This window comes from Hydrogenoanaerobacterium saccharovorans (genome assembly GCF_016901815.1).
GTDB lineage: Bacteria > Bacillota > Clostridia > Oscillospirales > Ruminococcaceae > Avimicrobium > Avimicrobium caecorum.
In genome coordinates, this window is record NZ_JACSNR010000008.1 from 136,675 (window position 1) to 156,947 (window position 20,273).

Here is a 20,273-nt window from a genome sequence, read left to right on the forward strand (position 1 = left end):
GTATCCCAAGGATTTGAATGGGAGCCGTCCGGTCTGTAAATTTTTTAGTCACCCACCAGATTGTGATATTCCTCCGGTGTATAGATAATAATGGACATCCGGTTGGGCAGACAGACTACTGCTTCCATCTCATTCTTGACATACCCCATGGATTCACATACCTTGTCCGGACAGTCCACATCAATGACCCGTACTGCTCCGTCATGGAATTCCGCCTTGCCCGGGAATCCATAGGACGACAGATCAATGGTGAGATCATTGTGATGTTCTGCCAGCGGCCATACCTCCACAATCTGATCGCCCACGGACATGACTGCATAGTTTTCCGCATCGGTATCCGAGCCGCGGGAACGCATCCAGAGCCATCCGCCCAGGAATATGCCTGCCAGTACCAGAATCACCAGCAGATCGGTTCTTTTCATAAATTCGCGCTGTTCACTCAAATTGGGTTCCTCCGCCTTTGTTCATACTCTGCCGGCTCCTGTGTCTGCCGGCTTTTGTGATATTTTTCTCAATTATACCCGAAAGCCTGCCCCTCCTGCAACGCATCTTCCGGCGAATTGTGCAAGTCATGCAAATTTTCCACCGCTTTTTGTGGGGAATCCCTTGCCTGCTTTGTGTTATACTGATTCTATATCAAGCTTGCAAAGGAGATTTTTCCCATGAACGGACTTCGCCGCATCAATCTCGAACAGGCCATCAATGTACGGGACCTGGGCGGATACCCCACTCCCGATGGCTGTACTCCCTATGGACGGTTTATCCGGGCAGACAATATGGTCGGCCTCACCGAGGCGGACCTGGGGAACCTCTATCAGGCCGGTGTGCGGACAGTCATTGACCTGCGGACCCCCGGCGAACGGGAACGCCAGCCGGGCTCCTTTGAAAACTGGCGGGATGTCCGGGTTGCCCCCTGTTCCCTGCTGGGCGAATCCCTGGACAGCTTCACCGGCTTCATGCGCAGTCTGGGGGAAAATTACTCCGAAATGATCGTCCGGGACCGGGACCATTACCGGGATCTGTTTGAGATCATTCTCTCCGAGAATCAGCGGGGCGGCATTCTGTTCCACTGCACTGCCGGCAAGGACCGCACCGGTGTCACAGCGGCGCTGCTGCTGGGTCTGGCCGGGTGCGAGGACGCCGACATTGTCGCCGACTATGCCCTCACCGACATCTATCTGCGCCCCAAGGTCAAGCTGTTCCTGCAGCACAATCCCAACGCCGACCCGGCTCTGTTCCGGGCGCCCATGGAGAGCATGGACCGCTTCACTGCCTTTGTGCGGGAGGAGTTCGGCTCTGCCCGGGGCTATCTGAAAAGCCTGGGCTTTTCGGACGAAGACCTGGATCAGGTCTGGAATCCCCGGCGGTAAGCCTTTATACAAGAAAAGAGAGCCCTTCTGAGGCTCTCTTTTTTATGCCTGTTTTCCGGCGGAGAGGCTTCCGCCCACCATGCCGCCCACGATGAGACAGAGTCCCACCAGTCCCAGAGCGCCGGGGAGCGGGTCACCCAGCAGCAGGACACCGCCCAGCAGGGAAAAGACCACTTCGCCGGACTGGGTGGCTTCGATGAGGGCCAGCTGCCGGGGATTTCTGCGCACCTGATCGGTGGCCCAGAAGAAGAGCAGAGTGGCAGCCACACCCGAGAAGAGTGCCACACCCACCGACTGGATCACCTGTCCGGCGGAGGGCAGGCCCACAGCGCCCACACCCCAGGCGCCCAGCACCAGCCAGAAGGGCATGGAACAGAGGGTCATGCCGAATACCCGTTCCAGGGTGGAGATCTCCGGCGGGCAGTACTGCATGAGTTTGCGGTTGCCCAGCGGATAGCACACCGCCGCCAGCAGAATGGGCAGCAGGGCCTGAGCCAGTTCCTCAAAGCGGAGTTCGGCGGCAGTGCTGGCCTGGAGCACAAAGATGCCCACCAGGATCACCATCGACCAGCCCAGCTGCCGCATGGGAATCCGGTGCCCGAACAGCGGAGTGAGCAGCACACCCGCTACAATGGTCACCTGCCAGGTGGCGGCGGTGAGCCAGGCCTCGCCATACTGGGAGCCCAGCGAAAGGGGCGCATAGAAGAGCCCGAAGCCCACAGTGCTCCACCAGAGCCAGGTGAGCGGCTGCCGGCGGATTTCCCGGAAGATGCGTCCCAGGCCGCCCTTGCCCTGGAAGAGCAGCACCGCCCAGAGAATGGGCAGGGTGAAGTAATAGCGCAGACAGGCGCTCCATACCCAGCTGCCGCCGCCCAGGTGCATGCTGCGGTTGAGAATAAAGGTGAAGGCAAAGAAGAAGGAGGCCAGAATTCCGGCAAAGAGTGCTTTTTTCATACAGGATTCCTCCGGCAGACAGAATACTGTTCCCATTGTAGCACAACACTGGTAAAAAGGCGAGAACAAATCCCACAGACAACGGGAAATTCCGCATTGAAAAATCCGGTGCGGATGCCGTACAATAGAATCAGATGGGGAGAGTTCCCTGCCCCGAAAGGAGGAAGGCTGTATGGCAAAGGAAAATGGCACATGGATTATCCGGGGACTGAAACTGGAGGACCCGGCCTGTCTGACCTGCCCCTTTGCCCGCCACTCGCCGGAGCGTTGGGTGACAGCGGCGGCGTTCTGGGGTATACTCTCTATGGAAAGGGGGAATCTCCCATGGACCCTGTGAAAACCGGGACACTGATCCGTACCCTGCGCACCCGTCTGGGACTGACCCAGCGGGAACTGGCTGAACGCCTGACTGTGAGCGACCGCACCATCTCCAAATGGGAACGGGGACTGGGCTGTCCGGACATCTCCCTGCTGGCGCCGCTGGCAGCGGCCCTGGGGGTCAGCACCGAGAGCCTGCTCACAGCGGATCTCACTGAAAATCCCCCGCAAGGAGGAAATATGAAAAATACCGTATTCTATATCTGTCCGGTATGCGGGAATCTGATCTTTTCCGCCTCGCCGGCAGGTGTCCAGTGCTGCGGACGCACCCTGGAACCCCAGAAGCCCCGGAAGGCAGAGGAACACCAGCGTCTGCACACCGAACCGGTGGAGGACGAATGGTATATCACCACCGACCACCCCATGACCAAGACTGAACACATCGCCTTTGCGGCCCTGCTCTCAGGCGGAAGCCTGCGGGGGTGGCGGCAGTACCCCGAATGGGACTTCCAGCTGCGGCTCTCCCGGCGGGAACACGGTCTGCTGGTGTGGTACAGCACCCGGGACGGCCTGCTCTATCAGCTCATCTGAATTTCCGCGTCAATGGAAAAACACCCCCTGTCCTGTGAGGACAGAGGGTGTTTTTTATTGGATCTCCTGCTCCAGTTCCCGGAACAGATCAGAATGGAAAAATTCCTCAATGGTAATGCCCAGGCCATCACAGAGCTTCTTGATGGTGGAAATCGTAGTGCTGCGGTTGCGCCCGCTGACGATATTGTTCACGGTGGACTGGGTGACTCCGCTCATACTGCTCAGACGGTTGATGGAAATATCCCGTTCCCGGCACAGTTCCAGAATCCGCTCTCTGACCGCCTCTCCAATATTCATGGGCACCACCTCACTTCATATGAAAATGATACCCATTTGCCCTTGAAAAATTTAACCCTTTTGAGTTAAAATAACTCAGAAGGGTTGATGAACCTGCTGTGATCTGCCCTGCGGCGGCCCTGTCATTTCCGCACGGAACAAAATACCCTGCCCCATTCGGGCAGGGTGGTTTTTTATCCTGTTCCACTCAGAGGGTTCACTTCTCTCAGAAAGTGTCCATCAGATCCAGCAGCGCCTGTTTCTGCGCATCACTCAGCCGGGACCATCGGCGGAGCAGTTCCTGCTCCCTGGGGGACAGCACCGCTGTTTTCTCGTCCTCCGCCAGCAGCTGGGACAGCGTGATACCCAGCGCCCCGCAGACCTTCTCCAGCGATGGCAGGGAAGGCATCATCTTCCTGCGGTACCAGGAGGAAATGGTGGACTGGGGCAGGCCGGAACGTTCTGCCAGCTGGTATTCGGTCCAGCCCCGGCTTTCCCGGTACCGGGTGATCTCTGCCAGGATATCTTTCATTCCTCTCTGCCCCCTTACTTGTCTGCTGCGTTTATTATACTTGGAAAGATCGTTGTGCTTTAATGATTTTTATCGTATTATTTTTACGATAAAATGAAGTAAAAAGAGGGATTGTTTATGCCAAACAGCCGCTGTTTTCTCATCGGGCACAGGGACACCTCCAGCGATATTCTGCCATCGCTGACCACCGAGATCGAGCATCATATCCGGGAACAGGGCATAACAGAGTTTGTGGTAGGGCAGTACGGCGGATTCGACCGGCTGGCTGCCCATGCCCTGTACCGCTGCAAAACCGAATATCCCGGCCTGACCCTCACCCTGCTGTGCGCCTATCACCCGGCAGAACGGGCTGTAATCCTGCCCCGGGGATTTGATGGGTTCTGGTACCCGGCAGAATTGGAACAGGTACCCAGGCGGTTCGCCATCCAGCGGGCCAACCGGCTGGCTGTGGAACAGTCGGAGTATCTGATCGCCGGGCTGCGCCACCCCGGCAGCTGTACCGCTTCCCTGGTGCGCTATGCCCTGGGACGGCAGCGCCAGGGCAAGCTCACCGTTACCCTGCTCCCTCTGCCGGATGGAAGCCCCTGCCCTCTTCCCCGTTGACTCCGGCGCCGCTTCTGCCCTGTGTTTCCCTTGCCACTCTCCCGGGAGTATGCTACAATAATCCCCATGTACATCACCCGTCCCAAGGAGGCTTTCCATGACCCTGCAGCAGCTGCGTTACATCATCGAGATCGCCCAGTCCGGCTCCATCAGCCTGGCTGCCCAGCGGCTCTTCATCACCCAGCCCAGCCTTTCCAAATCGGTTGCCGATCTGGAAAAGGAGATGGGCATCACCATCTTTTACCGGGGCAGCCGGGGCGTCATGCTCTCCCCGGACGGGGTCAAATTCCTGGCCTATGCCCGGCAGGTGGTGGAACAGGCCGACCTGCTGGAACAGCAGTATAAATTCGGCACCCCGGTGCGCCGGGTCTTTGCCCTGTCTGCCCAGCACTATGCAGTGGTCGCCAGCGCCTTCATCGATCTGGTCCGGGAATACCGGGAGGATCAGTATGAGTTCACCCTCCGGGAAAGCCGCACCTATGACATCATCGAAGATGTCCGCACCCAGCGCAGTGAACTGGGCATCCTCTTCCTGAGCCATTTCAACCGGGAAGTGCTGCTGCGCATTATCCGGGACGCGGAACTGGAATTTGTCCCGCTCTTCACCGCCCGTCCGCATATCTTTGTCAGCACCGACCACCCCCTGGCCCGCCGCTCCTCGGTGACCCTGGACGAGCTGCGCAGCTATCCCCGGCTGGTCTATGAACAGGGCCTGCACAACTCCTTCTACTTCTCGGAGGAGCCCCATTCCACCGCCGAAAGCCCCAAGAACATCGTGGTCACCGACCGTGCCACCCTCTTTAACCTGCTGGTGGGACTGGGCGCTTATACCATCAGTTCCGGCATCATCCACCAGGACGCCAGCGGGTCCCGGATCACTTCGGTGCCCCTGGAAAGCGACGAAATCATGCAGATCGGCTACCTCCACCCCAAGGATCAGCCCCTGAGCCGTCTGGGTCAGCGGTATTTGGAATTCCTCCAGCCCTACCTCCGGCAGAAGCCGCCGTCTGTATCCGATGCCGGCACAGAACCCGATCCCCTGTGCCTGGAATACAGAGTGCCATAGCTTTTGGCTATGGTTATCAATCGTTTATCAGTATTAGCATATAGCCCCCAGTTGTGGTATGATAGGCCCATCGGTTCAAACAATCCGTTGTATCATACCATCCGAAGGGGGATTTCTATATGTCTTTTACCGAGAGAACCAAAGCACCGTTCCGTCTGGATGTAGTCGGCAGCTTCCTGCGTCCCGACGCCATCAAGGAAGCCCGTGCCGCCTATGCGGACGGCGCCATTTCCGCTGAGCAGCTAAAGGCTGTGGAGGACCGCTGCATCACCGAACTGGTGGAAAAGGAACTGGCAGCCGGTCTGCGCTGCGTCACCGATGGTGAGTTCCGCCGCAGCTACTGGCATCTGGACTTCATGTGGGGCTTTGAGGGTGTGGAACACATCGTCGGCGAGCATGGCTACTTCTTCCACGATGAGGAAACCCGTGCCGACACCGGACGCATCGTTGCCCCCATCCGGTTCAATGGTCACCCCTTCCTGGAGCACTTCAAGTTCCTGCGGGATCTGGTAGGCGACCGTGCCATCCCCCGTCAGACCATTCCGGCTCCGGCCCAGTTCTACAATGAGATGCTCCGCGGCACCAACTGCGACAGCCTGGACGCCGTCTATCCCACCCGGGAAGCCTTCCGGGAGGATCTGATCAAGGCCTATTCCGACTTTATCCATGCCCTGTATGAGGCCGGCTGCCGCAGCCTGCAGCTGGACGACTGCACCTGGGGCATGCTCTGTGATACCGAGCGCCGCAAGGCACTTTACGGCGGTCAGACCGACGCCGATGCTGTGGCCCAGCTCTATGTGGACCTCAACAACGCTGTCATTGACTGTGTTCCCCGGGGCATGGTGGTGAATACCCACATCTGCCGCGGCAACTATCACTCCACCTGGGCTTCCAGCGGCGGTTACGCGCCGGTGAGCAAGATCCTGTTCGGTCAGGAGCGGGTGGACGGCTACTACCTGGAATTCGATGATGAGCGTTCCGGCGGTTTTGAACCCCTGGCGGATGTCACCGGCGATAAGATCGTGGTACTGGGCCTTATCACCTCCAAGCGCCCCCAGCTGGAGGACAAGGAGCACATCAAGGAGCGCATTCTGGAAGCCTCCAAGTATGTGCCGCTGGACCGGCTCTGCCTGTCGCCCCAGTGCGGTTTTGCCTCCACTGAGGAGGGCAACAAGCTCACTGAGGAGGATCAGTGGAAGAAGCTGGCTCTGATCCGTGAGATCGCCGAAGAAGTCTGGGGCTGAGATCCCTTTCTCTCCTGAATGGAAATCCTCCGGTTTTCCCCGGAAATAGCAAAAGACCCGGAAGCGGCTGCTTCCGGGTCTTTTTTACGCGGTTTTCAGTCCTCCACGATTTTGGAGAGTTTGGCGAGCTGTACCATGAACCAGACCTTCATGGCAACCCCTGTCAGCAGGCAGAGCACCCCCAGAATGCCCGAGCCGAATGCCATGGTCATCACATAGCCCACAACGCTCACCACACCCAGAATGGAGATGGGCTTGATGCTCAGCTCTGCTTCGGGGAAGCGTTCGTCCAGGATACCGGCTACCAGCAGGTAGAGCCATACCTCCAGAATGACAAAGAGCACGCCGATCCCCACCGCAAACATGCCTTCGGGGCGCAGCAGCACCGATACCATCTCGGTGACAAACAGCACCCAGGCGATCATGGCAGGGGTGGAGAGGGATTCGCCGCCGCGGCGTCCCAGTCCGGTGACACCCAGCGCAAAGAACAGGCTGCCCAGCCAGTCGGGGAGCAGATCCACGCCGCCGATGTTGATAAAGAAGGCGGTAAAGAGGGCACCCAGTCCCAGCAAGAGGAGGATGCGTTTCATAGAGCAGTGCTCCTTTCTGCCGTCAGGCCATTACAAAGTGGTAGAACACCAGCAGCACTGCCAGGAACAGCAGGTTCACTGCGGTAAAGAAGCCCAGGTACTTTCCTTTTTTCTCGGGGAAGGAGAGGGCGATATACTTATAGGAGATGAGGCTTGCCATCGAAGCGATCAGGGTACCCAGACCGCCCAGGTTGGTACCGATGAGCAGTGCCCGGGCATTGTCGGTGAAGCCGGAGAGCAGCAGTGCCGCCGGTACATTGCTGATGACCTGGCTCACCAGGGCGGCAGCATAGACCTCCCGGCCTGCCAGCAGCGCGGCAAACAACTCCCGGAAAGCGGGAATGCGTTCCACATTGCCGATGAAGATGAAGAATCCCGCAAAGGTGAGCAGCAGGCCATAGTCCACCCGGGCAAAGAGCCGGTGGTCAATGAGCAGAATAGCTGCCATCACCATGGGCACCAGCAGCAGCACTGGGATCAGCTTGGCGACTGCCGCAAGGCTGAGCAGGAACAGTCCCAGATAGCACAGCAGCCGTCCCCGGGCAGGCGGGAGCTGTCCGGCGGTGGAGGGGATCTCGGGCAGGGGTGCCGACCGGCGCATCAGCAGCGCCCCGGTGAGCAGCACCAGCGAAAGTCCCGCAAAGGGCAGTACCGCCCCGAAGAACTCGTCCAGCGGCACGCCGTAATGGGAGTAGAGATAGAGGTTCTGGGGGTTGCCCACCGGCGTTGCCATACTGCCCAGGTTGGCAGCCACCGTCTGGAACACCACCACCGGCACAATGCGGTCGGTGAGCCCTGCCATGCCGAGCACCGCTCCGGCAAAGGGCACAAAGGTGATGAGCGCCACATCATTGGTGATGAGCATGGCGGTGAAGAAGCAGAGCAGCACCAGCACCAGTTCCAGCTGACGGGCGGTGCGGGTGCGTCCGAGAATGCCCTCGCCCAGCCGCTGGAAGAAGCCGATGTCCTGCAGTCCTGCCATCACCAGCATCAGGCAGAAGAGCAGTCCCAGGGTGTGGAAGTCCACATAGCCCAGCCATTCCCGGTCCGGCGGCACCAGAAATGCCGAAACCAATGCCAGTCCCCAGGCTGCCAGCAGCACCGGGTCCCCCTTGAGTCGTTTCAAAAACAGTTGCACAGGTAATCCCTTCGATCCATTCCGTTAAACGGGTAATTTTTCAGCTCTCCAATTTTAGCACGCTCCCCCGGGGATTGCAAGATTCCAGCCCTGGAACTCCTCTGCCGGAACCGGAAGCGGACATTTTTCAACACGCCGATCCCGCATCGGTGGAAAACTGCCCCGGAAGGAAAACTCTCCCTTTATAAAAGGAAGCCCACCTCCCATACACGCCCGCCCAGACCTGCGCCCTATGAAAACAGGCTTGCCTGACCCGGCAGACCGCCGAAGTCGTACCCCTGCCGGGATACGGCGATGATGGCCTCCATTTCGCTGAGCAGCCCCAGACGGCTGCACTCCTCCCGCACCCAGGCATAGAGCTTTGCCGCCCCCGGCACAGTGCAGCGGTACCGGGTGCCGTACCGCTTCTCATACTTCTCCCGCAGGCCGGGGAACTCCCGGTCCAGCGCCTGATAGAAATACTCCCGCTGTCCCTCCCGCATGGTCAGGCCGGGCCAGCAGTAACAGAACCGTCCCCCGGCCTCCGCAGTCTGCCGGAGCAGCCGGGAGAGGTTCTCCCGGTTGTCGGTGAGGCCGGGCAGCACCGGCATGAGCAGCAGCCCGGTGAATACTCCCGCCTTTGCCAGCTGCTCTATGGCGGCAAACCGCCGCTCCGGAGAGGGTGCCCCGGGCTCCAGACGGGCTGCCAGAGCCGGGTCCGCTGTGGTGATGGAGAACTTCACCAGTGCCGGCATCTGTGCGGCGATCTCCGAGAGCACATCGGCGTCCCGGCTCACCAGGTCGCTCTTGGTATCCACTGCCACGCCGAATCCATAGGCCGAGAGCAGCTCCAGGGCATGGCGGGTGAGCCCGAGCTTTCGCTCCAGCGGGTTATAGGGGTCGCTCATGGCGCCGGTAGCCACCACGCCCCGCTGTACCTTCCGGCGCAGGTCGTCCCGGACAATGGCCAGGGCATTTTCCTTGACGGCGATGTGATCGAAGTCGGGGTTGTGATAACAGCTGCTGCGGCTGTCGCAGTAGATGCAGCCATGGGTACAGCCCCGGTAGAGATTCATATTATAATCGGTGCCGAACCACCACCGGCTCCGGGTGCGGGTGACAATGGTCTTTGCGGGAATGGTCTGCATGGACGCACCTCCTTCTGCCTCTGATGATACCCTCTTTCCCGGCAGCTGTAAAGCGCATCCGCCTGTTTTTTCCAGAACCGGGGATTTTGGCTTGGGAACCGGGTTTTCCGGCCCTGGGCAAAGCGCACAAAAATTAAAATGGCATCGGAGCATTCGGGAGGAAAACGGGTGAAAATCGAAGAAAAACGGAGTTCGCTCCATCCAGCATAAAAATTCCTTCAAAAAGGTGTTGACTTTTCCCGGGGGCACCGATATAATAGGACTTGTCGCTTTGACAGGGTTTCTTTTCATGCCCTTTTTAGGGCGCTGTCAATACATTCAGCCCCTGTTTTTTTGGAAGCGGGCTGCAAATCATTTCAGGAGGTAAACACTATGACTACTATGCCCAAGGCTCAGGAAATCAGCCGCAAGTGGTATATCATCGACGCTGCGAACCGTCCTCTCGGCCGGACCGCTGCTGCCGCTGCCGCCATCCTGCGCGGCAAGCACAAGGTTGACTTCGCTCCCCATGTGGACTGCGGCGACCATGTGATCATCATCAACGCTGAGAAGGCAATCCTCACCGGCAAGAAGCTGGAGAAGAAGTTCTACCGTCATCACTCCGGCTGGGTAGGCGGCCTCAAGGAGATCCGTTACGATCACCTGATGCGCGAGAACCCCGAGAAGGCCATGATGCTGGCTGTAAAGGGTATGCTCCCGGACAACACTCTGGGCCGCAAGGCTCTGACCAGAGTTCGCATCTACAAGGGCGAGCAGCACAACAACCAGGCTCAGAACCCCACTGCGTGGACTCTGTAATTTGAGAGGAGGATTTTAGAATGTACGATTCCAAGCCCTACTACTACGGCACCGGCAGAAGAAAGCACTCGGTAGCTCGTGTAAGAATGTACCCCGGCACCGGCAAGATCACCATCAATGGCCGTGACATCGATGAGTACTTCGGCCTCGAAACTCTGAAGCTGATCGTTCGTCAGCCCATGGAGATCACCAATACTCTGGGCCGTTTTGATATTGTCTGCACCGTTGCAGGCGGCGGCGTTTCCGGTCAGGCCGGCGCGATCCGTCACGGTGTTGCCCGTGCTCTGCTCCAGAACGGCGATGAGATGCGCCCGATCCTGAAGAAGGCCGGCTTCCTGACCCGTGACCCCAGAATGAAGGAAAGAAAGAAGTACGGCCTCAAGGCTGCCCGTCGCGCTCCCCAGTTCTCCAAGAGATAACTTCTTCTCCTTCGGAGATACTTCATCTGTACGTTTCAAAAAGGATCTTCCCCGAACCGGGAAGATCCTTTTTCTTTTTCCCGCAAAGTTTTCCCCTTCCCCATGCAGTAAATAACTGGTTTTTCCACACTGTTCTGTTGCACGATAAAATCCCGTTTTCTGTCCGGATCTCCCGGACTGCCCCGTATCAAGAAAGGAACCCGCTTATGCGTATCATAATTTCTGCCCTGCTCCTGAGCCTCTGCCTGTGTGCCTGCGCCCCTGAGAGCTCTCCCTCCTCCGTCCCGTCCTCCGAGCCGGAGGTCACCTCCGGGCTGGAAGTCCAGTTCGATGACCCCGAGGAGGCCCCGGAGATCACCGCTGACCTCTCGGGCACCGCTCTGCCCTGGGAGATGCGCCCGGAACACTGGAACGGCGCCATCATGTGCGGCACCGATCTTGCCACCGGCCTCATTGAAAAGCGGTATGATGAGATCCCCGCCGCCGCCGCGGGCAGCACCATCACCGTCAAGTTCCCCGAAGGCGCCCGGCCTGAAAAGGTGATCGCCATGGCGGAAGCCCGGGATACCCTGGGCATGCCGGTGGGCGAAGGCGGTGAGATGCTCACCCTGGAAACTGATCTGGCAGCGGACGGCACCCTGACCTTCACCCTGCCCGAATTTGAAAATGACCCCAGCTGTACTGCCGTGCTGCTCAATGTCTACTGGGGCGAAAACAATGCCTGGTATGCCCTGGCTGTCCAGACCGGTGCGGAAGCTCCCGGCCCGGACCAGACCCTCCCCATGCTGACCCCTGGTGTTTGAACAATCCGGGGAGAAAATTTCCCCGGCGGAGGATTTTCCCATAGGAAGCGCCGGCAAACTGTGTTATACTGGTAAAAGAATATCGAGAGGAGCCAGAAAAGACATGAAACGACTGCTTGCGCTGCTGCTGACCGCAGGGCTGACCATAGGGCTGACCGGCTGCGGGCCGGAACAGGGGGAACATTCCTCCCAGGAGAGTTCCGGGATGGAGAATTCCCGTCCGGAGCTGTCGCTGCCTGAACAGTCGTATGAGTCGGTGGAGGAAGTGCCGGACTTCTATGTCCAGGTGCTGATGATGTACGGCGCCGCTGAGGACCCCGAAACACAGGAGCTCCATCCGCTGCATGTGAGCCTGTTCTATGGCGATGGCTGGAAAGACGGCAGCGAACTCACCGCCGGCGATGCCTACTGCTGGTTCCTGAGCTTTGTAAACGACCTCCCCCAGGAGGAGAAGGAGAAGCGCTATGCCTCCCCGCTGGGAGAAAATCAGGGCTGGTTCTTCCCCGAAGAGGAACTGGAGAGCACCATGTCCGCCTGGTTCGAGGGCGTGACCCCGGAACAGTTCCGAGCGGATTCCAACTTCTATGATGCCGAGCATCATGGCTACCGCTCCATCTCCGGCCCGGGCATCGGCATACAGCCCCGGCTGGAACTGGGCGACGTGCGTTCGGACGGCGACCTGCGCATCATTCCGGTCTTTATGGACTATGAATCGGGGGAAGACCGCCGCATGGAACTGACCATCCGCATTTCCCCGGACCAGAAGAGCTATCAGTTTGTCTCCTGGCTGCCGGCGGAGAGCCAGAATATCTGAACCAATCACAGTCCGTCCTCCGGGGCGGGCTGTGTTCTTTTATAAGGAGGGAATCATCATGCGCCGTATCCTGTGTGTCATTCTGCTGGGCGGGCTGCTCCTGACCATGCTGTCCGGCTGCACCAGCCGGGAGCCGTCCCCGGAGTCCGGTTCCGAATCCCGGACCGCCTCTGCTTCAGAGCCGCTCTCCCCGGAGGACCCCAGCGAACTGGAGCCCCATGCCCTGCTGAACTGGTACCAGCGCATGGGACTGCCCACCGCTTCCCGGGACGGCAGCTCGGAAACCTGGATTGCCGCCGATGACCTGGAAAACGCCCTGCGGGAGTCGTTCACCGCTGCGGACCCGGCCTTCCTCCGGGAACAGGCTGCGTATTATGACACGGACGCCGGACAGTACCATGCCCTGCTCATCGGCGGGCGGGGCTCGGGGCTGACCTACTGGGCCGCACCCCTCCGGCAGAACGGCGATACCTGGACGGTGCTGCTCTCCGGAGCCAATGCCGAGGGCACCCGGGTGCGGGGCAGCCTCACTGTCCTGCGCCAGGACGATGACCCGGTCCGGCTGATTTCCTGGAACCCGGATCGGTCTACCATGCGTTGAGTTTTCAACACTTTCAACAGGTTGTAAACATATCAGAATACACACCGTGGAAAACAGGGGCTGTTATACCCTTGGTATTCCCGAAAGCACAAAAAAATCCGTGGGACAGTTCTCTTGTCCCACGGATTTTTCGATAGAAGGATCAGCCCAGGATTCCCAGATGTTCCAGAAGGATCTTCAGGCCGATGAGGATCAGGATCACACCGCCGCACAGTTCCGCCTTGGACTTGAAGCGGCTGCCGAATACGCTGCCCACACTCACGCCCACTGCCGAGAACACAAAGGTGGTGGCGGCAATAAGGCCCGCTGCCGAGAGGATCTCTCCCTGGCCCATGCCCAGGAAGGCAAAGCTCACACCCACAGCCAGGGCATCAATGCTGGTTGCCACTGCCATGGTGAGCATCTCCTTGGGACGGAAGGAGGCGTCCATCTCCTCCTCGTCCTCCTCACTGCGGGACTCCCGGATCATGCTGCCGCCGATGAAGCAGAGCAGCACAAAGGCGATCCAGTGGTCGATGCTGGTGATGGCAGCCGAAAACCGCACGCCCAGCAGCCAGCCGATGGCAGGCATCAGGCCCTGGAATCCGCCGAAGTAGAGCCCAGCCAGCAGATTATGCCGGAGGTTCTGTTCCCGGCAGGCCAGACCCTTGCAGATGGATACGGCAAAGGCATCCATGGAAAGCCCCACCGCAATGAAAAACAGCTCAATCAAACCCATATTCTTTTACCCCTGTCATATCAGATCCCTTCACTGCACTGTATGAGCGGGCAGCTCCCGGACAGAACCGGACTGCCGCCCTGCGGCTCCTGTGCAGTGATGCGTCAGCCAAGCGGCAGAATTGGCCTGCCGGGACAGAACCGGGCTTTGCTGCCCTCTGATTCCCGTCCCAATGGTACAGCAGACGCATGCGGGCTATTATACCATGGAGCAAAGCGAAATGGTATCATTGGCCATTGGGACGAATCGTCCGACCATAAAAAAGTATAATAGCCGACATGCGGCTATTATACCGCACTTTCAGCCCAGTGTAAAGAATTCCAGAGAAAGTGAAAAATTAGATGCACAATTTTGCATTTTTGGCTTTCCTATCCGGCAGATTGGTGTTATAATAGTGATTGTATCGTTATGGCGTACAAATGACTTTTGAAAGGGGACAATTATAATGACTGAAAGACAGCAGCAACTGGTACAGAATGTAGAGAAGCACCGCCAGATGATCCTGGATGCGGAGCGCTGGCTCTGGGCTCACCCCCAGACCGGCTACACCGAGTGGGAAGCACATAACTATCTGGTGGAAAAGTATGAGGCTCTGGGTTATTCCCTCACCCTGGCTGGCAATATCCCCGGTTTCTATACCGAAGTGGATACCGGACGCCCCGGCCCCAAGCTGGCGATCTTCGGTGAGCTGGATGCCCTGGACATCGCCAATCACCCCGAATCGGTCAATGGCATGGCCCATTGCTGCGGTCACAACGGTCAGTCTGCTGCCCTGCTGGGCATCGCTGCTGCCCTGAAGGAACCCGGCGCACTGGATGGCCTGTGCGGCACCATCCGTCTGGTTGCCGTACCCGCTGAGGAGATGATCCAGCTGGCCTTCCGTGAGGATCTGCGCAAGAAGGGCGTGATCCAGTACATGGGCGGCAAGGTGGAATTCATGGCCCGCGGCATGCTGGACGGCGTGGACATCGCCATGATGGTACATGGCGGCGCTGCCGGTCCGGATGAGGCCTTCGACTTCTCCGGCGGTCTGGGTATGAATGGCTGCATGGCAAAGACCATCCGCTATAAGGGCAAGTCCGCCCATGCAGGCGGCGCTCCCCATCTGGGCATCAATGCCCAGTATGCTGCCATGCTGGGTCTGCAGGCCTGCAACGACCTCCGTGAAACCTTCCAGGAAAAGGATACCATCCGCTTCCATCCCATTATGATGGGCGTCAACTGCGCTGTAAACATCATTCCCGATGAGATGAAGATTGAAAGCTATGTCCGCGGCAGAAGCCTGGAAGCCATCAAGCGGGAAAACATCAAGGTCAACCGTGCCCTGACCGGTGCTGCCCTGGCTATGGGCGCCGGTGTTGAGCTCAGCGACCGTCCCGGTTACTCCCCCGAGTACCATGATCCGGCCTTCATGAAGCTGGTAGAGGACTGCTGCTGTGACCTCGTGGGCAAGGATCGTGTGAAGTTCGACTATGAGAGCTGGAGCACCGGTTCCTCCGACTTCGGTGATGTCACCTGCGTAATGCCCGGCGTACAGTTCTTTGCTGCCGGCGCCATCGGTACCGGTCACGGTATCGACTACTATGTCAAGGACCCCAACCGGATGTGCGTCAATGCCGTCAAGGCACAGCTCTTTGTAGCAGACGCCCTGCTCCGGGACGACGCCGCTGCCGCACGGAAGATCATTGCTGATTACAAGCCGCAGTATCCGTCCATCAAGGCCTACCTGGATGCCATCAACGAACTGTTCCTGGATAAGGACGCTGTTCAGTACGATGAGCACGGCAATGCCACTGTGGACTTCCAGAACTGATCGGTCTGCTGTTTCACTGCATAAAAAGAACGGGTATCCCTCTTTCGGGGGATACCCGTTTTTTCATGCTGCCGGGGCAGGGATTACTCTGCCTCTGTCCCGGATTCGGACTGCGATTCTGTCTGGGATTCAGACGAGGACTCTGTCTGCGAGCTGGCAGATGCGCCCTCCCGGGGATTTTCCACCGGCGGGATATTGTAGACCGACACCTCATATCCCTGGCTGCGGGCCTCATCAATGAAGTCGCCGAGGATCTCGCTGTTGGTCTCGGATACGGCATGCAGCAGGTAGATAGCGCCCGGATGCAGCGCACCGGTCACCTTCTGATAGGCAGTATCCGGATCGGGCTGGTTGTTCTGATCCCAGTCGTTATAGGCATAGCTCCAGAAAGAGGTCTGGTAGCCGGCGTCCTGCAGCACAGCCAGACTCTGCTCACTGAACACACCCTCGGGATACCGGAACAGGAACATGGTGTAGTCAAAGTTCTCCTGCACATAGTCATGCAGCTCCTTGACCTCCTCATACATCTCCTCGGGGGTGATGGTGGTGAAGTTCGGATGGTTCATGCTGTGGTTGCCCACAATATGTCCCTCATCGATCATGCGCTGTACCAGTTCGGGGTTGGTCTTGCAGTAATGTCCGGTGACAAAGAATACCGCCTTGACATTCTTCTCCTTGAGGATATCCAGGATATCGGCGGTATTGCCGTTTTCATAGCCCTCGTCAAAGGTGAGGTAGATGCGCTTTTCATCCGGGCCGATGAAGTTGACATTGTAGTCCCCATACTGTTCCTGCAGCTGCAGGCAGGCGATGGGACGGTTCTCCTCGTCCATATTGGTGGCCGGGCCCCAGGTGACAGCCTCTCCTGAAAGCTGTGCCACCACCGGGAAATTCGATCCCATGGCAGGTTCCGCGTAAGGATAGGGATCACCCGATTCCCACTCCTGTTCCTCCGGCTCGGATTCCGGTTCCGGTTCCGATGAGGAAACCGATACCGGCTCCTGTTCCGTTTCCGAGGAGGAAGAACGCTCCTCTCCCCGGTCGGTGGTGCAGGCAGTCAGTCCCACAGTCAGAACCAATGCCAGCAGAATACTGATCCAACGGTTTTTCATTGTTTTTCCTTCCTCCCGTTTTTATGTCGGGCACAATCCGGACAAACTTTTCCATAAATGGCAGTTTTTCCCGTCCGTGTGCGGTTTTTTGATGGGTTTCGTCTTATTAGTATAGCATATTTCGGGATTTTCGTGCAGTCCCTCTCTGCTATTGTGTACAGCTTTTTCCCATCCATTCCGTCCTGGTGCGGCATTTCTGCGGTTTTTGTATGTAACAGGGATATTACAGCCTCTTTACCAGAGTTTTACACACCAGCTCGCCGGAACATGGTATACTGATACATGAGAATTATATCAAACCATGTAAAAAAGGAAGGAACAGTCACCATGGATTTCTTCATGATCGTTTCCCTGCTGGGTGGACTTGCCCTGTTTCTGTATGGTATGTCCATGCTGGGCAGCGGCCTGGAAAAACTCTCCGGCGGCCGTCTGGAACAGACTCTGGAAAAACTGACCAACAATGTATTCAAGGGAGTTCTGCTGGGTGCTCTGGTTACCGGCGCCATTCAGTCCTCCTCTGCCACTACGGTTATCGTGGTCGGCCTGGTCAATGCCCGGATTCTCAAACTCCGGCAGGCCATCGGCATTATCATGGGCGCCAATATCGGTACTACCGTTACCGCCCATATTCTCCGGCTCTCGGATCTGAGCTCGGATAATTTCTTCCTCATGCTCCTCAAGCCCACAACCCTGGCTCCGGTGGTCGGCATCATCGGTATTCTCATGGTCATGGTGGGAAAAAAACAGAAGTACAAGACCCTGGGTGAAATCCTCCTGGGATTCTGTATCCTCTTCACTGGTATGTTCAATATGGAAGCCGCTGTCAGCCCGCTGAGCGAATCGCCGGAGTTTGCCGGCCTGTTTGCCTCCCTCTCCAACCCAGTCATCGGTGTTCTGGTAGGCACAGTAGTTACCGCTATTATCCAGTCCTCCTCCGCTTCCATCGGCATTCTTCAGGCACTGAGCTCCACCGGCATCATCACCTGGTCGTCGGCAATTCCGATCATTCTCGGTCAGAACATCGGCACCTGCATTACCCCTATCCTTGCCTCCATCGGTGCCTCCAAAAACGCCAAGCGCACCGCTGCGGTGCATTTGTCCTTCAACATCATCGGCACCTGTGTTTTCCTGATTGTTATCTACACCATCCAGTCCATTTCCCCCTTCTCCTTCTGGGATCTTCCCATTGATAAGGGCGGCATCGCAAACTTCCACACCACCTTCAATGTCTGCGTCACTCTGATGTTCCTGCCCTTTGTAGGTTTGCTGGAAAAGCTGGTAATACACCTGATCCCTGACCAGCAGACTGCCGGTGAGGTGGACGATCCTGCCATTGCCCTGGATGACCGCCTGCTCGCTTCTCCCGGCCTGGCGATCCAGCACTGCCGGGACGCCGTCCTGCAGATGGGCAAGCTGGCCCGGAAGAACTTCTCTGCCAGCGTGCGTCAGCTGGAACAGTACAACCACAAGGAAGCAGAAAAGATCCGGGAACGGGAAGATACTATCGACCGTCTGGAGGACCGTCTGGGCAACTATATGCTCAAGATCCCCCAGGACAACCTGAGCGAACAGTCCAGCGCCACCATTTCGGCACTGCTGCATATCCTCAGTGAATTTGAACGCATCGGCGACTATTCCATCAACCTGGTGGAATTCGCGGAAAATATGGAATCCACCGGCGCGGAATTCTCGCCCCAGGCACAGTTTGAGCTGACCACCATCGGAGAAGCCGTGGGGGAGGCCATTGATATGGCACTGGGCTGCTTTGAAAAGCAGGATCTGGCTCTGGCTGAAACCATCGAACCCCTGGAAGAGGTGGTGGACCAGATGCAGGAGACCCTCAAGGACCGCCATATCAACCGTCTGCGCAACGGTCAGTGCACCGTGGACGCCGCCTTCCCGTTTGTGGAATCCCTCTCCTGCCTGGAGCGGATCTCCGACCACTGCTCCAACATCGGCGTGTATATGATCAGCTATGTCCGGGGCAGCGATGAGGTGGATCACCACACCTACATCATGCAGCTGCATGCCGGTCAGGTGGGACATTACAACGAACAGTTCCGCCGCTATACCGAGAAATATTACGATCAGATCCGTTCTGCCAAGGCATAACCCATTCTGATCCCATAGAAAAACAGGACACACCTGGGGGTGTGTCCTGTTTTTTTGCTGTGCGGGAACGGCTCTGCCTGATGCGTGGGAGGACGCGAAAAGCCGCAGGCGAGAAAGGCACTCCCCATGCCGCCGCACAGACGGCATGTTCGCCGGATCGCTTACCGCAAAGGGTGAGCCAGTGCCAGAGAGCGGACGGCGTGCTGCGTGTCAGCGGGCGGGTTCAGACAGCACCGGGCTTCTTTGCCGCTCTTTCCTCTGCCCAAAGGCATAAAAACAGCGCCTGCCGTGTGGGGACAGACGCTGTTCGGTTTCAGGTTATGCCTCGGGGTTTACCGGGGGCTGGGGGTCCTTATTGATGGGCTCCCCGGTCATGGGGTCAAAATTTGCGCCGGAGGGCTGATCCGCTGCCGGAGCCTCGGGCAGTTCCGGGGCGGGAGCCGATTCAAAGCCCTCAGCGGTGAAGTCCGCCGGCTCCGGTTCGGTGGGCTCGGGCGGTGTGGGCTTCGGGAACTTCTTGCGCAGCCGGGAGAGGAGCACCAGCAAAGCCAGCGACAGGGCAAAGAGCAGGAAGCCCAGCCAGCTCACCAGGCCGAGATCCACAAAGCCCAGCTGGGTGAAGTCAATATCCGCTGCCGGGAACTGGGCCACCAGGGCTGCTGCGGGGGTGCCGTTCTTATCCCGCACCACTGCCGCAATGCCCAGCATGGGGGTATCCGATCCCGTTTCCACCGGGGACTTGGTATAGGCGTCCTCGGTCTTGCCGCTCAGCAGTCCGCTCACGCCGGAGTCCAGCTTCTCTGCCAACGGGCCGGTCCACTCGCTGCCCGGCGCCAGATAGGTCACCCCGGCAGTGCCGGTATCCCGGTAGCTGCTGTCGCACAGTACGATGGTCTTGCCATCTTTCTGGGCTGTCAGCCAGATGCGGTCATATCCGGCTGCGTCCCGTACTTCGGTGAGCAGGCCGCTCATCTTCTTGAAATCATTGCCCTGCATAGGGGTCTTGATCAGCGCCGCAAGCCGGTCCTCTCCCAGTTCCGTGACTGCAATGGACAGGGTGCGCAGATTGGTGATGCCCGCCTCTGCCAGGACTTCGATCCGGGCACTCTGCCGGGCCGCGGGCCAGGCCGACGATGCAACGCCCAGTGCCAGCGAAACCACCATCACCACAGCCAGCACCGGACGCAGCAGGCGGTTATAGAGTATCTTTTCCATGGATATCTGAAGCCTCCTTACCCGGCCTTCTCCGGCGCGCCGCCCGGGAGGGTCCGGTA

At 58.3% G+C, this 20,273-nt stretch carries 23 protein-coding genes; 13 read left to right on the forward strand and 10 right to left on the reverse strand.

Translation table 11 applies throughout. The features are described 5' to 3' along the window. Positions 1-44: 44 nt before the first annotated feature. Positions 45-422, reverse strand: a complete 378-nt coding sequence (locus H9X81_RS09000; protein WP_177503512.1) for a NusG domain II-containing protein — start codon at positions 420-422, stop codon at positions 45-47. 240 nt (positions 423-662) lie between these two features. On the opposite strand from H9X81_RS09000, the gene H9X81_RS09005 reads away from it, so the two are divergent. Beyond that, positions 663-1,370, forward strand: coding sequence for a tyrosine-protein phosphatase (locus H9X81_RS09005; protein WP_204721407.1), 708 nt, complete (start codon positions 663-665; stop codon positions 1,368-1,370). Between the two features lie 42 nt (positions 1,371-1,412). Here the strand turns inward: H9X81_RS09005 and H9X81_RS09010 are convergent, their stop codons facing one another. Then, positions 1,413-2,324, reverse strand: coding sequence for a DMT family transporter (locus tag H9X81_RS09010; RefSeq protein ID WP_204721409.1), 912 nt, complete (start codon positions 2,322-2,324; stop codon positions 1,413-1,415). Between the two features lie 172 nt (positions 2,325-2,496). Here H9X81_RS09010 and H9X81_RS09015 point away from each other — a divergent pair, with 172 nt between their 5' ends. Then, a complete protein-coding gene (locus tag H9X81_RS09015) occupies positions 2,497-2,661 on the forward strand; it encodes a hypothetical protein (RefSeq protein ID WP_204721411.1) in 165 nt (54 codons plus the stop codon). Continuing rightward, positions 2,649-3,233: a helix-turn-helix domain-containing protein gene (locus H9X81_RS09020; RefSeq protein ID WP_204721413.1), complete on the forward strand. Its 585-nt coding sequence runs from the start codon at positions 2,649-2,651 to the stop codon at positions 3,231-3,233. The genes H9X81_RS09015 and H9X81_RS09020 overlap by 13 nt, the downstream gene beginning before the upstream one ends. Positions 3,234-3,287: 54 nt before the next feature. Here the strand turns inward: H9X81_RS09020 and H9X81_RS09025 are convergent, their stop codons facing one another. Both H9X81_RS09025 and H9X81_RS09030 read right to left on the reverse strand, forming a co-directional pair. After that, entirely contained in the window at positions 3,288-3,530 is a 243-nt protein-coding gene (locus tag H9X81_RS09025; protein ID WP_177503524.1) for a helix-turn-helix domain-containing protein, read from the reverse strand. A 205-nt stretch (positions 3,531-3,735) separates the two neighbouring features. Continuing rightward, positions 3,736-4,041 carry a helix-turn-helix domain-containing protein gene (locus tag H9X81_RS09030; protein ID WP_204721415.1) on the reverse strand — a complete coding sequence of 102 codons (306 nt, stop codon included), beginning with the start codon at positions 4,039-4,041 and terminating at the stop codon, positions 3,736-3,738. Between the two features lie 117 nt (positions 4,042-4,158). On the opposite strand from H9X81_RS09030, the gene H9X81_RS09035 reads away from it, so the two are divergent. The 3 genes from H9X81_RS09035 to H9X81_RS09045 all read left to right on the forward strand — a co-directional run bounded on the left by H9X81_RS09035 (position 4,159) and on the right by H9X81_RS09045 (position 6,954). Continuing rightward, a complete protein-coding gene (locus tag H9X81_RS09035) occupies positions 4,159-4,644 on the forward strand; it encodes a hypothetical protein (RefSeq protein WP_204721417.1) in 486 nt (161 codons plus the stop codon). A 97-nt stretch (positions 4,645-4,741) separates the two neighbouring features. Beyond that, a complete protein-coding gene (locus tag H9X81_RS09040) occupies positions 4,742-5,710 on the forward strand; it encodes a LysR family transcriptional regulator (protein WP_204721419.1) in 969 nt (322 codons plus the stop codon). A gap of 119 nt (positions 5,711-5,829) precedes the next feature. Further along, positions 5,830-6,954, forward strand: a complete 1,125-nt coding sequence (locus H9X81_RS09045) for a 5-methyltetrahydropteroyltriglutamate--homocysteine S-methyltransferase (protein ID WP_191391765.1) — start codon at positions 5,830-5,832, stop codon at positions 6,952-6,954. A gap of 95 nt (positions 6,955-7,049) precedes the next feature. Here the strand turns inward: H9X81_RS09045 and H9X81_RS09050 are convergent, their stop codons facing one another. From H9X81_RS09050 to H9X81_RS09060, 3 genes are all read right to left on the reverse strand, one after another. Next, on the reverse strand, positions 7,050-7,544 hold the full coding sequence (locus tag H9X81_RS09050; RefSeq protein ID WP_204721421.1) for a hypothetical protein: 495 nt from the start codon (positions 7,542-7,544) through the stop codon (positions 7,050-7,052). Positions 7,545-7,566: 22 nt separating this feature from the next. Next, complete coding sequence (locus H9X81_RS09055) at positions 7,567-8,670, reverse strand: SLC13 family permease (protein WP_204721424.1); 1,104 nt, start codon at positions 8,668-8,670, stop codon at positions 7,567-7,569. Positions 8,671-8,912: 242 nt separating this feature from the next. Further along, positions 8,913-9,809 carry an SPL family radical SAM protein gene (locus tag H9X81_RS09060; RefSeq protein WP_204721426.1) on the reverse strand — a complete coding sequence of 299 codons (897 nt, stop codon included), beginning with the start codon at positions 9,807-9,809 and terminating at the stop codon, positions 8,913-8,915. Positions 9,810-10,190: 381 nt separating this feature from the next. Here H9X81_RS09060 and rplM point away from each other — a divergent pair, with 381 nt between their 5' ends. From rplM to H9X81_RS09085, 5 genes are all read left to right on the forward strand, one after another. Continuing rightward, positions 10,191-10,607 carry a 50S ribosomal protein L13 gene (rplM, locus tag H9X81_RS09065; protein ID WP_191391793.1) on the forward strand — a complete coding sequence of 139 codons (417 nt, stop codon included), beginning with the start codon at positions 10,191-10,193 and terminating at the stop codon, positions 10,605-10,607. Between the two features lie 20 nt (positions 10,608-10,627). Beyond that, positions 10,628-11,026, forward strand: a complete 399-nt coding sequence (gene rpsI, locus H9X81_RS09070; RefSeq protein ID WP_177503536.1) for a 30S ribosomal protein S9 — start codon at positions 10,628-10,630, stop codon at positions 11,024-11,026. A gap of 206 nt (positions 11,027-11,232) precedes the next feature. After that, entirely contained in the window at positions 11,233-11,829 is a 597-nt protein-coding gene (locus H9X81_RS09075; RefSeq protein WP_204721428.1) for a hypothetical protein, read from the forward strand. A gap of 103 nt (positions 11,830-11,932) precedes the next feature. Next, entirely contained in the window at positions 11,933-12,643 is a 711-nt protein-coding gene (locus tag H9X81_RS09080; RefSeq protein WP_204721430.1) for a hypothetical protein, read from the forward strand. Positions 12,644-12,701: 58 nt separating this feature from the next. Next, positions 12,702-13,244: a hypothetical protein gene (locus H9X81_RS09085; protein WP_204721432.1), complete on the forward strand. Its 543-nt coding sequence runs from the start codon at positions 12,702-12,704 to the stop codon at positions 13,242-13,244. Between the two features lie 142 nt (positions 13,245-13,386). Here H9X81_RS09085 and H9X81_RS09090 read toward each other — a convergent pair whose 3' ends face one another. Continuing rightward, positions 13,387-13,962: a manganese efflux pump MntP gene (locus tag H9X81_RS09090; RefSeq protein WP_191391772.1), complete on the reverse strand. Its 576-nt coding sequence runs from the start codon at positions 13,960-13,962 to the stop codon at positions 13,387-13,389. A 445-nt stretch (positions 13,963-14,407) separates the two neighbouring features. Here H9X81_RS09090 and H9X81_RS09095 point away from each other — a divergent pair, with 445 nt between their 5' ends. After that, entirely contained in the window at positions 14,408-15,775 is a 1,368-nt protein-coding gene (locus H9X81_RS09095; protein ID WP_204721434.1) for an amidohydrolase, read from the forward strand. Between the two features lie 83 nt (positions 15,776-15,858). On the opposite strand, the gene H9X81_RS09100 is transcribed toward H9X81_RS09095, so the two are convergent. Next, a complete protein-coding gene (locus H9X81_RS09100) occupies positions 15,859-16,887 on the reverse strand; it encodes a delta-lactam-biosynthetic de-N-acetylase (protein ID WP_204721436.1) in 1,029 nt (342 codons plus the stop codon). 327 nt (positions 16,888-17,214) lie between these two features. Here H9X81_RS09100 and H9X81_RS09105 point away from each other — a divergent pair, with 327 nt between their 5' ends. After that, a complete protein-coding gene (locus tag H9X81_RS09105) occupies positions 17,215-18,999 on the forward strand; it encodes a Na/Pi cotransporter family protein (protein ID WP_243424114.1) in 1,785 nt (594 codons plus the stop codon). Positions 19,000-19,317: 318 nt separating this feature from the next. Here the strand turns inward: H9X81_RS09105 and H9X81_RS09110 are convergent, their stop codons facing one another. Further along, complete coding sequence (locus H9X81_RS09110) at positions 19,318-20,214, reverse strand: hypothetical protein (protein ID WP_204721437.1); 897 nt, start codon at positions 20,212-20,214, stop codon at positions 19,318-19,320. Positions 20,215-20,273: the final 59 nt, after the last annotated feature.